The following is a 15041-nucleotide window of genomic DNA, read 5'->3' as shown; positions in this document are numbered from 1 at the left end:
TGCTTCGATACGCACCCTCGATACGCCGCTGCGCGCCTACTCGGTCGCTACTCAGCACGAACGGTAAAGGACTAAAGACCGTGTTTCGTACTTTTGCAGGTCTCCTCACCACCCTCCTGGCATCGCTCCTGATCGCCGCGCCGGCCTCGGCCGACCGGATCAAGGACCTTGGCGGGTTCCAGGGTATTCGTTCGAACCAGCTGACCGGCTACGGCATCGTCGTCGGCCTACCAGGCACGGGCGACGATAATCTCGAATACACCGTGCAGTCGCTCAAGGCCGTCGCGTCGCGCTTCGGCCTGCAGCTACCGCCGTCCGCGAACCCTGGCATGAAGAACGCGGCGGTCGTCATGATCACCGCCGAACTGCCGCCGTTCGCCAAGCCCGGCCAGCGCCTCGACATCACCGTCGCATCGATGGGCAAGGCCAAGTCGCTCCGCGGCGGCAGCCTGATCATGACCCCGCTGCTCGGTGCGGATAACCAGATCTACGCGATGGCGCAGGGCAACCTCGCGGTCGGCGGGCTCGGTGCGGAAGGCGCGGACGGGTCGAAGATCGTCGTCAACGTGCCCTCGACTGGCCGCATCCCCGAGGGCGCCACGGTCGAACGTGCGGTCGCCACCGGGTTCGACAGCGCGCCGACGCTCACCTTCAACCTCGCGCGTGCCGATTTCACGACTGCGCAGAACGTTGCCGGCGCGATCAATTCCAAGCTGGGCTTCGGCAGCGCGCAGGCGATCGACGCGGTCTCGGTCGCGGTCCGTGCACCGATCGGTGCCGACATCCGGGCCACGCTGATGTCGACGATCGAGAATCTCGACGTCGTCTCCGCCGAACCGTCGGCCAAGGTGATCGTCAACGCGCGCACCGGCACCGTGGTCATCAATTCGGCGGTCCGGGTCGGTCCGGCGGCGATCACGCACGGCAAAATGACGGTGCGGATCGACGAGAAGCCGCAGGTCAGCCAGCCCGCACCGTTCAGCGGCGGCCAGACCGTCGTCACGCCGAACAGCGCGGTCGCAGTGGAGGAGGAGCGTCGCCCGATGTTCCTGCTCGCACCCGGCCCCAAGCTCGCCGACATCGTCAAGGCGGTCAACGCGATCGGCGCCTCGCCGGCCGATCTGGTCGCGATCCTCGAGGCGCTGAAGGAAGCCGGCGCGCTCAAGGCCGAGTTGATCGTCCTGTGAGCGTGATCTCCACCCCTACGACGCCGACTGCGGGCGCCACCACCGGGATCTCGACCGATACAAGCCGGCTCAAGTCGAAGGAGAATCTCGACAAGGCCGGCCAGAAGTTCGAGGCGGTTTTCACGGGCATGATGCTGAAGAGCATGCGCCAGGCGAAACTCAGCGACCCGCTGTTCGATTCGAAGGCGATCGATACCTTCACCGACATGCAGGATGGGCTGACCGCAAAGGCGATGGCCGAGCACACGCCGCTCGGCATCGGCAAGGCGATGACGGACTTTCTCGCCAAATCTCAATCCGATATTAACCCGGCCGCGACAGACTCACCGCCATGAGCGATCTCCTTTCAATCGGCGCTTCGGGCGTGCGCGCGTATCAGACCGCGCTGTCGACGGTGTCGGAGAACATCGCCAACACGGGCACGGCGGGCTATACCCGGCGGACGACCACGCTTGGCGAAGTCGGATCGATCAGCGGCGGGATCAACGCGCGCACATCCTCGATCGGCAGCGGCGTGACGGTCACGGGCATTGCGCGGAGCGCCGACGCCTATCGGTCGCAGGCAGTGCGCAGCGCCGGTACCGATCTCGCCAAGACCGAAACCAGCGTCACCTGGATGGGTCGGATCGAAACGTCGCTCGGCGACAACAAGCTGGGCGACCGGCTCACCAGTTTCTTCGGCGCGGCGCAGGCGCTGTCCGCCGACCCCACATCGGTTCCGGCGCGCGCGGTCATGCTCGAATCCGCCGGCACGGTCGCGGCCGCCTTCGCCACCACCGGCAAGGCGCTCGATACCGCGGCGACCGAACTTGATGCATCGGCATCGCAGGCGGTCCAGTCGCTCAATTCGCTTGGAACCGCGCTGGCCAAGATCAACGACGGCCTCGCCCGGACTCAGCCTGGTTCGTCGAGTGCGGCGCAGCTCGCCGATCAGCGCGATCAGGTGCTCGAACAGATGAGCACGCTCACCGACGTCAACACCGCGTTCGACGATCTCGGACGCGCGACCGTGCGTCTCGGCGGCGCGGCGGGGTCGGTGTTCGTGGTTGGCACCGATAGCGGTCAGGTATCGTTCGCCCGCAACGACGAGGGTGCGGTGCAGTTCGCGGTGACTCGTGCCGGCGCCACCTCGGCCTTGTCGCCATCGGGCGGGACGCTGGCCGGGTTCGCCGACGGGGCGCAACGGATCGCGTCGGCGCGCGAGGGTTTGAACGCGATCGCCAGTGATTTCACCGCGCAGGTCAACGCCGTGCAGATGCAGGGGCGGGACCTCGACGGCAAGGCCGGGGCCGCGCTGTTCACGACCGGTGCCACGCCGACCGATATACCCGTCACGATGACCGATCCGCGCGGTATTGCCGCGGCGAGCGCGAACGGCAGCATCCGCGATGCGTCGAACCTGTCGGCGCTGCAGGCAGTGCGCGGCAGCGGTGGGTTCGAGACGCGGACGACCAACCTTATTGCCGGTAACGCCGCCGCATTGGAGCAGCGCAAGACGGTTGCCGATGCGCAGAGCGCGATCCGCGATGGTGCGGTCAGTTCGCTGGCGGCGGCGTCGGGGGTCGATCTCGATAGCGAAGCGGTTGACCTGCTCCGCTTCCAGCAGGCCTATCAGGCATCGAGCCGGGTCATCCAGACCGCACGCGACACGTTCCAGACCATCCTCGAGATCCGGTAACGCCCATGCAGATCGCCACCAGCCTTTTCTATGATCGTTCCGCGAGCGCGATGACGTCGCTCTCGGCGAAGGCCGATTCGCTCCAGACGCAGATCTCGACGACCAAGCGATTCTCCGCGCCGTCGCAGGATAGTGTTGCCTATCAACGGTTACAGGGGCTCGCGCGCGATACCGCGAACGACAAGGTCTATACGGCCAATCTCGGCACCGCCGAATCGGTGCTCAAACAAGGCGATACCAGCCTCAGCGCGATGACCGATCAGCTGCAGAGTGCGGTGACGCTCGTGACCCAGGCGAAGAACGGCACGCTCAATGCCGTCGACCGCAAGGCGATCGGCGAACAGATTGCCGGAATCGTCGCCTCGCTCACGGCGATCGCCAATACCAAGGACGCCCGCGGCCAAGCCCTGTTCGGTGGTGGAGACGGCGCCGCCGCGGTCGCCACCGACGGCAGCTTCGCGTTGGCGGCGAAGCCGGTATCGGGCATCCCGATCGGCGATGGCCAAAGCGTCCAAGCCAACGAGACCGCAGCACGGATCTTTACGGTCGGTGGCGCGACCAAAGCCGATGGCAGCATCGAGGGCGGCACGAACACGCTGGCGATGCTGTCGGCGATCGCCACCGCGTTGCAGTCGGATGATTTCAAGCCGGGATCGCTCGACAGCTCGCTGGCCGACATCAGCGCGGCATCGGATCAGGTGACCAGCGTCCAGGCGTCGCTCGGCGCGCGTGCGGCACGAGTCGATCTCGAGACGTCGCGGCTGAAGGACGTCGGCACCGACCGCGAGGCGACCCGGTCTGGTCTCGAGGATACCGACATCACCAGTGCGGTCGTCGAGCTGCAAAAGACCATGACGGTCCTGTCCGCGACACAGGCGAGTTTCTCGAAGCTGTCTGCGCTATCGCTGTTCGACTATTTGCGCTGAGCCGCGGCGACCGGGAGTTTTTTGCCGTGCGCCGCGCCGCGGTAACGGGTTGGCTACGAAATCCGGTTAATTCTCTGGCTACGCATTAACCGTCGTCGACCCAGAGGGATTTTCCAGCAGCATGTTTCCGGTCATCGGCATCGTCGTCCTTCTCGTCATGGTGTTCGGCGGGTTCGCGTTCACCGGCGGCGCGCTCGGTCCCGTCCTGGAGGCGATCCCGCACGAGATGTTGATCATCGGCGGTGCCGCCGCGGGCGCGCTGATCATCGGCAATTCGGGCAAGGAACTGAAGGCGCTTGGCGGCGGCCTCGGCAAGGTCTTCAAGGGCCCGAAATACAAGAAGCAGGATTATCTCGACGTCATCTTCCTCGTCAGCAAGCTGATGAAGATGCTGCGGATGGACGGGCCGATCGCGCTCGAGCCGCATGTCGAGGACCCGCAGTCTTCCGCGGTGTTCGCCGAATATCCCAAGCTGTTGAAGGATCATGCGCTCATCAACCTGATCGCTGACACGCTCCGCCTGGTCGTGGTGTCGTCGGGTACGCTCGACGTGCACGCGGTCGAGGAGGTGATGGACCAGTCGATCAAGACGCATCATCACGAGGAAGAAAGTGCCCACGGCACGCTCACCAGCCTCGCCGACGCGCTGCCCGCACTCGGCATCGTCGCCGCGGTGCTGGGCGTGGTGAAGACGATGGGGTCGATCGACAAGCCGCCGTCGATCCTCGGCTCGATGATCGGCTCGGCGCTGGTCGGCACGTTCATGGGCGTGTTGCTCGCCTACGGCATGGTCGCGCCGCTTGCCAACCGGCTACGCCAGGTGCTCGATGCCGACGCGGCGATCTACGGCGTGGTCAAGCAGATCATCATCGCCTCGCTCCACGGCCATCCGCAGCCGCTGGTGATCGAGGCCGCGCGCTCGGGGATCGCGCACAAGAACCAGCCGGGCTTCGCCGAAGTCTTCGACGGCCTTCGCGGCAAGTAAGGCGCGATCGATATGGCCCGCGCACCCCATGGCAACATTCAGCCGCCCAAGATCATCGTCAAGAAGATCTATATCGAGGGGCATGGCGGCCATCATGGTGGCGCCTGGAAGGTCGCCTATGCCGATTTCGTGACCGCGATGATGGCGTTCTTTTTGCTGCTGTGGATCCTTGGCGCGACCACCGAGAAACAGCGCAAGGGTATCGCCGATTACTTCGCGCCGACGCTGCTCGATACGCGCTCGCTCGGAATTGGTGGCGGTGGACTGTTCGGCGGGGAGTCGATTCTCGACAAGAACAAGATCGGTCCGAAGGCTGGGCAGACGAGCATGCCGCAGATCGCGGTGCCCGATGCAGGCAAGGGCGGCGCGTCCACCGGTACCGGCGAGCAGGGTACGATCAAGAACCGCCAGGCGCTCGCCAACGAAGATCGCAAGAACTTCGAATCGATGCGCAAGCGCGTGCTGAGCCAGATCGCCGCGTCGCCCAAGCTGTCGCGGCTCGCGAGCCACGTCCGCTTCGTTCCGACGCAGGACGGCATGCGGATCGACCTGGTCGACGATGCGGATTATTCGATGTTCGCGCTCGGTACGACCGCGCTCGATCCGCAGGCGGGCGACCTGATCGGGATGATCGCCACATCGATCAAGGGCATGCAGAACCCGATCATGATCCGGGGCCATACCGACAGCGTGCCGTATGGCGATCCGCGCGCGATGAACAACTGGATGCTATCGTCGGGGCGTGCCGAGGCGACCCGCCGCCGGTTGCTGTCGGGCGGAACCCCGGAAGCGCGCTTCGAACGGATCGAAGGCGTCGCCGACCGGGAGCCCCTGATCGTGAAGGATGCGGCCGATCCGCGTAACCGCCGCGTCGCGATCACGTTGCTCTACCGGCGGGGCCGCTTCGGCAAATAGGCCGGTATCCTCCCGACAAATCGACGCAGATAGAAAAGGGGACCGGTGCTTGGCGCACCGGTCCCCTTTTTCGTTTTACACCCTGTGCAACCGCTTATTCGGCGGCGACGGTATCCGTCTTGCGCTTGCGCGCGGTCGCGGCGGGGGCAGGCGCCGCTTCGGCCTTGCGCGCACCCGGCTTGCGACCCAGGCCGATCTTCTTCGCCATCGCACGACGGCTTTCCGAATAATTCTCGGCGACCATCGGATAGTCGGGCTTCAGGCCATAGCGTTCGCGGTACTCGGCTGGCGTCATGCCGTGCGTCGCCAGATGACGGCGCAAGGTCTTGTAGGACTTGCCGTCGATCATCGAGATGATGTGATCCTTCGATGCCAGCGACTTTCGTGCCGACACGGCCGGCGTATATTCAGCCGCTGCTTCGACGGGAGGCGCTTCGGTGGTAGTGCCCAACAGCGCTGCGACCGTATCGTGCATTCTGCCCAGAAAGGCAGGAACGTCATCGGCCGAGCTTCGCGTATTGGGATTACCAAGCCAAGCAATGGTCAGCTCTGTCGCAAGTTCGACGGCACTCAGGTCGGTGGTATCTTCGGACATGTTCAACTCCATTGACTGACGTCGCCGTAACAACGTGTGAGACTGGGTTCAACCGCCAGATTAGCAATTATGCGGTAATTTTTGTAAAAACGTACATGGAGAGACACGACTACATCGCGAAGCCGCCGACAATTTGCTTTAGATTAAAGTATGTCGCGGGCCGATCAATTTAACGATCGGCCAGCTCTGGAATGCCCGCACCCACTAGGCGACAGCCTCGGCAGACCGTATCCGACGTGCACATCAGTCAAAAAAGAGGGTTCCATGACCGCATCTCGCACCAAGACCATTTTCGCACGTCTCCTTGCGGGTTCGGTCGTGATCGGCGTCGTGGCGGCATCGCCCGCCATCGCACAGACGACCAACAACGCGCCCGGCGCCGCGGCGGCGCGAACCGAAGCGCCGAAAGCGCGGCCATGGATGAACACCGCGCTCGACGCCGACGCCCGCGTCGATCTACTTCTCAAGGAGATGACGCTCGACGAGAAGCTGCAACTCACCTTCGGCTATTTCGCGACCAATGCCGACTGGCTGAAGACGCCGGTCAAGAACTGGGTCTATCCAAAGGACGGCTTGCCCGCGTCTGCCGGCATCGTGCCCGGCATTCCGCGGCTCGGCATCCCGAACCAGTGGCAGACCGATGCCGGCGTCGGCGTCGCCAGCCAGCGTGGGCCGACGCCGCGGCTGCGCACTTCGCTGCCGTCGGGGATCGCGACCGCGGCGACCTGGAACCCCGAACTCGCACAGGCGGGCGGCGCGATGATCGGCCGCGAGGCGTTCCTGTCGGGCTTCAACGTGCAGCTCGCTGGCGGCATGAACCTGACGCGCGAGCCGCGCAACGGTCGCAACTTCGAATATGGCGGCGAGGATCCGTTGCTGGCGGGTGTGATCACCGGCCACGAGATCAAGGGGATCCAGTCGCAGCACGTCGTCTCGACGATGAAGCATTACGCGTTCAACGGGCAGGAGACGAACCGCAACAACATCGATCACAAGATCGGCGAACAGGCCGCACGCCAGTCCGATCTGCTCGCGTTCGAGATCGCCAACGAGGTCGGCCAGCCCGGCTCGGTGATGTGTTCGTACAACCGCGTGAACGGCCATTACGCGTGCGAGAACGACTGGCTCTTGAACAAAGTCCTTAAGCGCGACTGGGGCTTCAAGGGCTATGTCATGTCCGATTGGGGTGCGACGCATTCGACCAGCGAGGCGGCCAATGCCGGGCTCGACCAGCAGTCGGGCTGGGCGTTCGATCGCTCGGCGTATTTCGCGGATGCGCTGCGCGAGGCTGTCAACAACGGCCATGTCAGCGAAGCGCGCGCGACCGACATGGCGCGCCGCGTGCTCTGGGGAATGTTTTCCGTGGGGGCGTTCGACACCGTCGTGAACGGCGATCAGGCGACCAAAATCGACTATTCCGCGCATGCTGCGGTGACGCGCGCGGATGCCGAGGAGGGCATCGTCCTTCTCAAGAACACCGCCGGGCTGCTGCCGATCGCGAAGACGGCGAAGTCGATCCTGCTGATCGGTGCGCATGCCGATGTCGGGGTGCTGTCGGGCGGTGGATCGAGCCAGGTCTATTCGCATAATGCGCCGACCAACGGCCTGGTCGTGCCGGATGAATTCCCGAGCGGTTTCCCCGGTCCCAAGACCTATCACGCGTCGTCGCCGATGAAGGCGTTGCAGGCGCGAACCGGCGCGACGATCACCTATCTTGACGGCAAGGACGTCAAGGCAGCGGCTGCGGCGGCGCGGAAGGCGGACATGGTCGTCGTGTTCGGCGAGCAGTGGACGGGTGAGTCGATCGACGTGCCCGACCTGAACCTGCCCGATGGCCAAAACGCGCTGATCGATGCTGTCGCGCGCGCGAATGCGAAGACGGTGGTCGTGCTCGAAACCGGCGGTCCGGTGGTGATGCCGTGGCTCGGCAAGGTCGGCGCGGTGCTGGAGGCGTGGTATCCGGGCACGGCGGGCGGCGAGGCGATCGCGCGCGTGCTGACCGGCGAGATCAATCCGTCTGGGCATCTGCCCGCGACCTTCCCTGCGTCGCTCTCGCAGATCCCGCGGCCCAAGCTGGAGGGCGATCCCAAGCTCGATCGCGATTCGCACCCGATGGGGAATTATGACATCGAGGGCGCGGCGGTTGGCTATAAGTGGTTCGACAAGACCGGTGCCAAGCCCCTGTTCCCGTTCGGTTATGGGCTTTCCTATACCAACTTCGCGATGATCGGCCTAACCGCGTCCCCCGCGGGCAAGGGCATCAAGGCGGACTTCACGGTCCAGAACACCGGCGCGGTGCAAGGCAAGACGGTCGCGCAGGTCTATGTTTCGGGCGCAGGCTGGGAAGCGCCCAAGCGGCTCGGCGCTTTCCGCAAGGTCGATCTCGCACCTGGTAAGGGTCAGACGGTCTCGGTCACCATCGACCCGCGCCTGCTCGCGACGTTCGACGTCGCCGGCGGCGGCTGGAAGATCGCGGGCGGCGACTACAAGGTGATGCTGGCGACGTCGGCGGCGGATGTCGTCCAGACCGCAACAGTCCGCGTGGCCGCACAGACGCTCGACGCCCGGGGACGCTGAGCGGGTCAGGGGTGCGTGAGGTTGAGGCGCACCCCTTGAATAGACGTTGGGCACCTGGACTGGTTCAGCAAGCAAGCGTTGTTTCCCCGCGGAGGCGGGGATCCAGACTGGGCTCCCGCCTTGGAGGGAGAACAAGGGTAGGGTGCCGTACGATTATGAAGTCCAAACTGAACCCCGAGACGTCCAACCACCGCTTTCCGTCCGGATCAGTGTAGCCGGCGCGGGTCGACCACGACGTATTTGATGTGCTTGCGATCATAGGTGTAGGTGATCCGGACCAGCCCGTCGCGAGTCTGGATCACCGCGGGATAGGCATAGCCGTCGGGCAGCGGCTTGCTCTCCAGCGTCAGCACCTGATGCCAGCGCACACCATCGTCCGACAGTGCGAGATTGAGCGGCCAGCGCGGTCCGTCGCCGGGGCGGTCGGGCCAATGACCGCTGTGATTGTACACGATCAGCTGTCGCCCATCGCGCAACGTCACCGCATCGGTGCCGGCGTTCGGGTTGGGAAGGTCGATCGCGGCGAGGGGCGACCAGGTCCGGCCGGTATCCTTCGACCAACTCATGGCGAGCGCACCCTGGCGCGTGCGGGCGATCAGTTCGAGCCGGCCATCGGGATAGGACAGCACGCTGGGCTGGATCGCCTCGATATGCATCGGCGAGGGGATCGGTGGCTCGACCGTCCAATGCGCACCGCGATCGGTGCTGCGTTCCATGCGGAGCGACCAGTGATTGGCCTCCGCGGTGCCTTCTTCGCGGCTCGATGGTGCAAGCCAACTGCCGTCGCGCAGCACGACCGGCTTGTTCTTGATCGGGCCGAGGACGCCATCGGGCAGGCGCTCCGGCTTGCTCCAGCTACGGCCGTTGTCGGTCGAGCGGATCATCATCCCCCACCAATCACGCGGGTTCGGCCCGACCTTGTAGAACAGGCGGAGGTCGCCCGGGGCAGGCTGGAACAGGACAGGGTTCCAAGTCGGAAGATGGCGACCATCGGCGCCGATACCCGCCGCCACCGGTTCGGGCGCACTCCATCCGCCGTCCCCGCCGCCGCTGCTACGCGACGTCCAGATGCGGACGTCGGTATTGCCTTCGCCCGATCCGGCGAACCAGGCCGCCATCAAGGTGCCGTCGGCGAGCTGCACAATCGTCGACGCGTGCGCCTGTGGATAGGGGGCGTGCGCGTCGATCAGTTCGGCCGTCAGGATGGCATCCGACGCTGACGGCCGCGGGGCATTGCCGGGAGCGCCAGCCCCCGACAGCATCGCGGCCAGCCCGATGATCGTCACCTTCATGGCGACTTACGCCCGCCCGCGTATCGCCGCGATCCGCTCGTCGACGCGGCGTTCCAGGATCGTCAGCGGCATGGCGCCTTCCTTCAGGATGTCGTGAAACTGCTTCAGGTCAAACCGGTCGCCCAGTGCCGCCTTCGCCTTCACCCGAGCCCGCGTCCACGCCATGTGCCCGACCTTGTAGCTGCACGCCTGCCCCGCCTGCGTGCAGTACCGCTCCACCTCGCGCAGCGTCCTTGGCCGCGCAAAGCCGGTCGTCGCGACCATGTAATCGGTAGCCTTCTCGCGGCTCCACTGCTTCGCGTGAATGCCGGTATCGACCACCAGTCGCGTCGCGCGGAACAGGAACGACTGGAGATACCCTGCGCGCTCCAACGGCGATGCATACGCTCCTAGTTCATCGGCCAGCTGCTCGGCATACAGCGCCCAGCCTTCCGAATAGGCCGAGAAGAAGCCGATTTTCCGCAGCGTGGGAATGTCCTTCGACTCCTGCGCGAGGCTGATCTGGAGGTGATGCCCCGGCACGCCCTCGTGATAGGTGAGCGACGGCAGCGTATATTTCGGCCAGTCGCCGACGTCCTTCAGATTGACGAAGTAGATCGCCGGACGGCTGCCATCGAGCGAGGCGCGGTTGTAATAGCCGTTCGCCGCACCGTCCTGTATCTCGACCGGTACGCTCCGGATTTCGAGCGGCTGCGTTGGCACCTCCGAAAAGGCTTGGGGCAGCTTGGCGTACATCGCCTTGATACCGTCGTTCAGCCCGGCGATCAGTTCGGTCCGCCCCTCCGCCGTGTTCGCGTAGAGCTGATCCGGCATCACGTTCAGCTTGGCGAGCCGCTCGCCGACCGTCCCCGTCGCATAGCCCTGCGACTTGAGGATCGTGTCGAGCTGGGCGGTGATCTCGGCGACCTGTGCCAGGCCAATCCGGTGGACCTCGTCGGGGTTCATCGTCGTGGTTGTCGCCTGGTTCAGCGCCATCGCGTAGATCGCGTCGCCGTTCGGCACGCGCCAGATTCCGTCGCCTGGCTTGGTCGCCGGCTTTAGTCGCTCGATCAGCGCGATCTGGCGATCGAGCGCGGGATAGACTTTCTCGTCGACGATCTTCGCGGCGCGTGCTTGCCAGTCGCCTGTAAGACCCTTGGCGGCGGCACGCTTGACCAGCGACTGGACGATGCTCGACGTTGCGGCGGGCTGGCCCCGCAACTTCCGCATCTGGCCGAGCGTCAGGTCGAGCGACCAACCGGGTGCGAGCAGCCCGCGCGCTGCCTCCGCCTGCTGCATCGCGCTTTCCTGGTCGAGCACCGTGCCAAACTGGTCGAGCCGTGACAGATACGCTTCGGCATCGGGCGTCGCGGCAATCGTGTGCGCGGTGTTGAGAAAGTCGGGCACCTGGAAATAGGCGCCGCCCTGCTGGAAGATCCGGTAGGGGCGGATCGGGCTGTCCATGCCGAATTTCTCGGGCGCGGCGATCTGCGTGTTCAGCGAATACCGCACCACTTCGAGGTTCAGCTTGGCCGCTGGCGACAGGCCGACGCCGTCATAGCGCGCGAGGCTGGCGAGCGCAGCCTTCGTCTCGGCGACATCGCGCGCGCGCTTGTCGGGTGTTCGCGGCGAAAGCTGGCTCTTGAGTCCGGCGAACGGTCCCTTGTCGAGACCCAGCGAGGTCGCGAGTTCAGGCGACCGCGCCACGCTACGCTGGAAAATCCGTTCGAAGTCCGCGTTGAGCGCAGTATCGCTGCCCGACTGCGCGAGGGCCGAAGACGGCAGCAGCGTGGTGGCAAGCGCGGCGACGCCTCCCGATGCGAGGAACTGGCGACGATCCATGACGAATTCTCCCGTGAACTTTCGCGCATCTAAGCCGATCGGCACACGGACCGCCAGAGCCGGAGGGGGCGGAAAATCGGGCGCGCGTTTCGCGGGACGGCGCATGCCCCGGAACCAGACCAACGATCGTCGGTTAGACCTGCGAGCCCGGCGGTGTCCTTACCCCCCCGAAGGACCCGTCGGGTTTAGTATGCGTGATAGAGGTTGAAGTGCGAAACGAGACAGCCAAACGTCAAGCCGGCGCCCGATTGCAGGATGTCGGCGAAACGCTGCGCTCGTCTTGGCAGACCCCGACCGACACGATGATTACCGATGACATTCCAACGCTGCTGACCCGCTTGTCGCGCGTGCCCAAGGTTCGCCGAAAAGCCGAGTAGAGGCGGGCAGACGGCCTGCCCCGGATCCTGTCGAGGATCCGGAGAAGGTTTGGCTCAGTGCGCCGCGTCTGTCTTTGCCGCGTCTGTCTTCATCGCCTCGATCAGCTTCTTGACCTCCTGGCTGCGGCCGCGCCGCATGATCAGGACGTCGTTGCCGCTTGCTACGACGATCAGATCTTCGACCCCGACGAGCGACACGCGGATCCCGTCGCTTCGCACGAAGCACTGCTTGGTATCGATCGCCAGTACGTTGCCGCCGCCTTCGCTGCGATGCGCGTTGCCGGCATCGTCGAGGTCGCTGATCGCGTGCAGGGCGTCCCAGCTGCCGACGTCGTTCCAGCCCATCGCAACCGGTACGACGGCAACGCGCTCGGCCTTCTCCATGACGGCATAATCGATCGAATCGTCAGGCGACGCCGCGAACGCCGTCGCATCGGGATAGATCCGGGTGCCTTCGGTGCGTGCCTTGTCCATCGCTTCCCGGGTCGCAATCAGGATACCCGGATCGAATTGGGCGAGCGCTTCGAGATAGGCATCTGCCTGGAACAGGAACATGCCGCCGTTCCAGGCATGATCGCCGCTGGCAAGCATCGACTGTGCCTTGTCGAGCGGCGGCTTTTCGACGAACCGCGCGACGCGGTGAACGCCTGGCTGGAGTTCGTCGCCGATCTGGATCCAGCCATAGCCGATCTCGGGCGAGTCCGGTGCGATACCGAACGTGACGAGCCAGCCCTGCGACACCAGCGGCATCGCCGCCTCGATCGCTGCGTGGAATGCGGCGACGTCGTTGATGACGTGGTCGGACGGCATCACGAGCAGCGCGTTACCGCCGCCGCCGGCTGCGATCGCTGCCAGAGCGATCGCCGGCGCGGTGTTGCGACCGGCGGGTTCGAGAATCAGGGCCTGGGGCATAGCGCCCGCATCGGCAAGCTGCTGCTCGACCAGATCGGCGTGACGCGCATTGGCCACCACGATCGGCGCCGCATAGCGTTCGCCCTGGGTGCGGCCCGCGGTGAGTTGCAGCATCGTTTCGTTTGCCGTCAGTGCCAGCATCTGCTTGGGCATCTCTGGGCGCGACATCGGCCACAGGCGTGTGCCGGAACCGCCTGAAAGTATCACGGGAACGATCGTACGTACGGTCATGGAGCCTCCTGCCGGTCGCGCTATAGTGCCGGCGTTAGCTTCGCAATCGTCAAGTGGCCCAAGCGGTTGCAGGGTCTTCAGCCTTTTTTGGGAATTGCTGCCAAGCTCTGTCCAGCGTCGGCAGATTTTACAGATAGGCGTCGGGAACAACGGACCATGATACGGCTCTTCAAGCACTATGTACCCCATGTGGTCCTGATGCTCGGTCTGGTCGATCTGGTGCTGCTCATCACGTCCGCGGAGATCGGCTGGGTCGTCCGCGCGCACCAGATCGGTATGCAGGTCGAGCCGATCCAGACCCGTATCGGGCAGTTGCTTACTTTTGCATTCGCCTTGCAGGTGTCGCTGGTGGCAGTCGGCGCGTACGGCGTGGCGTCGTTCCTGTCGCTGCGCTTTGCCGCCGCGCGGCTCGCGGTGGCGCTGTCGATCGGCGTGATGTTCTTGTCGTTGATCTTCTTCCTGGTACCGCCGCTTGCGCTGTGGCGCTCCAATCTTCTCTATTCGACCGTCATCGCGACGGTGTTGCTCGTCACGGTTCGCGCGCTGCTCGGCAAGACGCTGGGTGGCGAAACGTTCAAGCGGCGCATCGTCGTGTTGGGCGCGGGGGTGCGTGCCGCCCAGATCCTGAGCCTGTCGGGACAGCCCGGGGTAAACTTCATCGTCGCCAAGTTCGTCTTGATGGGAGAGACCGAGCCGGTCGTCCAGGGAGCGCTGCCGCGTGGCGATATTCCCAATCTGGCGGCTTATATCGTCGATCAGAATGCGAGTGAGGTCGTGCTCGCACTCGACGAACGCCGCAATGCGCTGCCTATGAAGGATTTGCTCCGCGTCCGTACCACGGGCGTGCAGGTCAGCGAGATATCGAGCTTCCTCGAACGCGAGACGGGGCGGATCGACCTCAAGAGCGTGAACCCGTCCTGGTTGATCTTCTCCGACGGGTTTGCCTCGAGCCGGATGCTGTCGAGCGTCTTCAAGCGGGCGTTCGACATCATCGCCGGCGGGCTGCTGCTGGCGATCACCTTGCCGATCATCCTGGTCACTGCGGTCGCGATCAAGCTCGAGTCGAAAGGGCCGGCCTTCTACCGTCAGCGTCGCGTCGGCCTCTACAGCGAGGGGTTCGATATCCTGAAGCTGCGATCGATGCGGCAGGATGCCGAGGTGTCGGGCAAGGCAGTGTGGGCGGCGGAGGACGATCCCCGGATCACGCGGATCGGTCGCTTCATCCGAAAGGTCCGGATCGACGAACTGCCGCAGACCTGGACCGTGCTGAAGGGCGAGATGAGCTTTGTCGGCCCGCGCCCCGAACGGCCCCAGTTCGTCGAGCAGCTCGAGGAGCAACTCCCCTATTATGCCGAGCGGCACATGGTGAAGCCCGGCATTACCGGCTGGGCACAGATCAACTATCCCTATGGCGCATCGATCGAAGACGCCCGGCACAAGCTCGAATACGACCTCTATTACGCAAAGAATTATTCGCCGTTTCTCGACCTGCTGATCCTGTTGCAGACGCTGCGCGTCGTACTGTGGCCGGCGGGGGCACGATGA

General features: G+C 64.8%; 12 protein-coding genes. 8 read left to right on the top strand and 4 right to left on the bottom strand.

What is annotated here, in order from left to right:
- The first annotated feature begins 80 nt into the window (after positions 1 to 80).
- The 6 genes from QP164_RS12990 (at position 81) to QP164_RS12965 (ending at position 5691) form a co-directional block, all read left to right on the top strand.
- Complete coding sequence (locus QP164_RS12990) at positions 81 to 1187, top strand: flagellar basal body P-ring protein FlgI (RefSeq protein ID WP_333923404.1); 1107 nt, start codon at positions 81 to 83, stop codon at positions 1185 to 1187.
- Positions 1184 to 1522 (top strand): rod-binding protein, encoded by a 339-nt coding sequence (locus QP164_RS12985; protein ID WP_333923403.1) that lies wholly within the window; start codon positions 1184 to 1186, stop codon positions 1520 to 1522. The genes QP164_RS12990 and QP164_RS12985 overlap by 4 nt, the downstream gene beginning before the upstream one ends.
- A complete protein-coding gene (flgK, locus tag QP164_RS12980; RefSeq protein ID WP_333923402.1) occupies positions 1519 to 2865 on the top strand; it encodes a flagellar hook-associated protein FlgK in 1347 nt (448 codons plus the stop codon). Before QP164_RS12985 ends, flgK begins: the two co-directional genes overlap by 4 nt.
- A gap of 5 nt (positions 2866 to 2870) precedes the next feature.
- Positions 2871 to 3791 carry a flagellin N-terminal helical domain-containing protein gene (locus QP164_RS12975; protein WP_333923401.1) on the top strand — a complete coding sequence of 307 codons (921 nt, stop codon included), beginning with the start codon at positions 2871 to 2873 and terminating at the stop codon, positions 3789 to 3791.
- Positions 3792 to 3912: 121 nt separating this feature from the next.
- Complete coding sequence (motA, locus tag QP164_RS12970) at positions 3913 to 4776, top strand: flagellar motor stator protein MotA (protein WP_132736518.1); 864 nt, start codon at positions 3913 to 3915, stop codon at positions 4774 to 4776.
- A gap of 12 nt (positions 4777 to 4788) precedes the next feature.
- Entirely contained in the window at positions 4789 to 5691 is a 903-nt protein-coding gene (locus QP164_RS12965) for a flagellar motor protein MotB (RefSeq protein WP_333923400.1), read from the top strand.
- A 94-nt stretch (positions 5692 to 5785) separates the two neighbouring features.
- Here QP164_RS12965 and QP164_RS12960 read toward each other — a convergent pair whose 3' ends face one another.
- Positions 5786 to 6286 (bottom strand): MucR family transcriptional regulator, encoded by a 501-nt coding sequence (locus tag QP164_RS12960; RefSeq protein ID WP_333923399.1) that lies wholly within the window; start codon positions 6284 to 6286, stop codon positions 5786 to 5788.
- 264 nt (positions 6287 to 6550) lie between these two features.
- On the opposite strand from QP164_RS12960, the gene QP164_RS12955 reads away from it, so the two are divergent.
- Positions 6551 to 8863, top strand: a complete 2313-nt coding sequence (locus QP164_RS12955) for a glycoside hydrolase family 3 C-terminal domain-containing protein (protein WP_333923398.1) — start codon at positions 6551 to 6553, stop codon at positions 8861 to 8863.
- Positions 8864 to 9069: 206 nt separating this feature from the next.
- Here the strand turns inward: QP164_RS12955 and QP164_RS12950 are convergent, their stop codons facing one another.
- The 3 genes from QP164_RS12950 to QP164_RS12940 all read right to left on the bottom strand — a co-directional run bounded on the left by QP164_RS12950 (position 9070) and on the right by QP164_RS12940 (position 13496).
- Positions 9070 to 10155 (bottom strand): sialidase family protein, encoded by a 1086-nt coding sequence (locus QP164_RS12950; protein WP_333923397.1) that lies wholly within the window; start codon positions 10153 to 10155, stop codon positions 9070 to 9072.
- 6 nt (positions 10156 to 10161) lie between these two features.
- Positions 10162 to 11976, bottom strand: a complete 1815-nt coding sequence (locus QP164_RS12945; RefSeq protein ID WP_333923396.1) for a DUF885 domain-containing protein — start codon at positions 11974 to 11976, stop codon at positions 10162 to 10164.
- 431 nt (positions 11977 to 12407) lie between these two features.
- Positions 12408 to 13496: a mannose-1-phosphate guanylyltransferase/mannose-6-phosphate isomerase gene (locus tag QP164_RS12940; protein ID WP_333923394.1), complete on the bottom strand. Its 1089-nt coding sequence runs from the start codon at positions 13494 to 13496 to the stop codon at positions 12408 to 12410.
- Between the two features lie 156 nt (positions 13497 to 13652).
- Here QP164_RS12940 and QP164_RS12935 point away from each other — a divergent pair, with 156 nt between their 5' ends.
- Positions 13653 to 15041 carry a TIGR03013 family XrtA/PEP-CTERM system glycosyltransferase gene (locus QP164_RS12935; protein WP_132736501.1) on the top strand — a complete coding sequence of 463 codons (1389 nt, stop codon included), beginning with the start codon at positions 13653 to 13655 and terminating at the stop codon, positions 15039 to 15041.

The sequence above is a fragment of the Sphingomonas sp. LR59 genome (assembly GCF_036855945.1).
GTDB lineage: Bacteria > Pseudomonadota > Alphaproteobacteria > Sphingomonadales > Sphingomonadaceae > Sphingomonas.
Note: the sequence above shows the minus strand (reverse complement) of the source record. Positions and strands in the feature narration are given on the sequence as shown.

What these genes read in the sequence shown, in the direction of transcription:
- flgK (WP_333923402.1), top strand. Translation starts at nt 1,519, where the DNA reads ATGAGCGATCTCCTTTCAATCGGCGCTTCGGGCGTGCGCGCGTATCAG.
- QP164_RS12975 (WP_333923401.1), top strand. Translation starts at nt 2,871, where the DNA reads ATGCAGATCGCCACCAGCCTTTTCTATGATCGTTCCGCGAGCGCGATG.
- motA (WP_132736518.1), top strand. Translation starts at nt 3,913, where the DNA reads ATGTTTCCGGTCATCGGCATCGTCGTCCTTCTCGTCATGGTGTTCGGC.
- QP164_RS12965 (WP_333923400.1), top strand. Translation starts at nt 4,789, where the DNA reads ATGGCCCGCGCACCCCATGGCAACATTCAGCCGCCCAAGATCATCGTC.
- QP164_RS12960 (WP_333923399.1), bottom strand. Translation starts at nt 6,286, where the DNA reads ATGTCCGAAGATACCACCGACCTGAGTGCCGTCGAACTTGCGACAGAG.
- QP164_RS12955 (WP_333923398.1), top strand. Translation starts at nt 6,551, where the DNA reads ATGACCGCATCTCGCACCAAGACCATTTTCGCACGTCTCCTTGCGGGT.
- QP164_RS12950 (WP_333923397.1), bottom strand. Translation starts at nt 10,155, where the DNA reads ATGAAGGTGACGATCATCGGGCTGGCCGCGATGCTGTCGGGGGCTGGC.
- QP164_RS12945 (WP_333923396.1), bottom strand. Translation starts at nt 11,976, where the DNA reads ATGGATCGTCGCCAGTTCCTCGCATCGGGAGGCGTCGCCGCGCTTGCC.
- QP164_RS12940 (WP_333923394.1), bottom strand. Translation starts at nt 13,496, where the DNA reads ATGACCGTACGTACGATCGTTCCCGTGATACTTTCAGGCGGTTCCGGC.
- QP164_RS12935 (WP_132736501.1), top strand. Translation starts at nt 13,653, where the DNA reads ATGATACGGCTCTTCAAGCACTATGTACCCCATGTGGTCCTGATGCTC.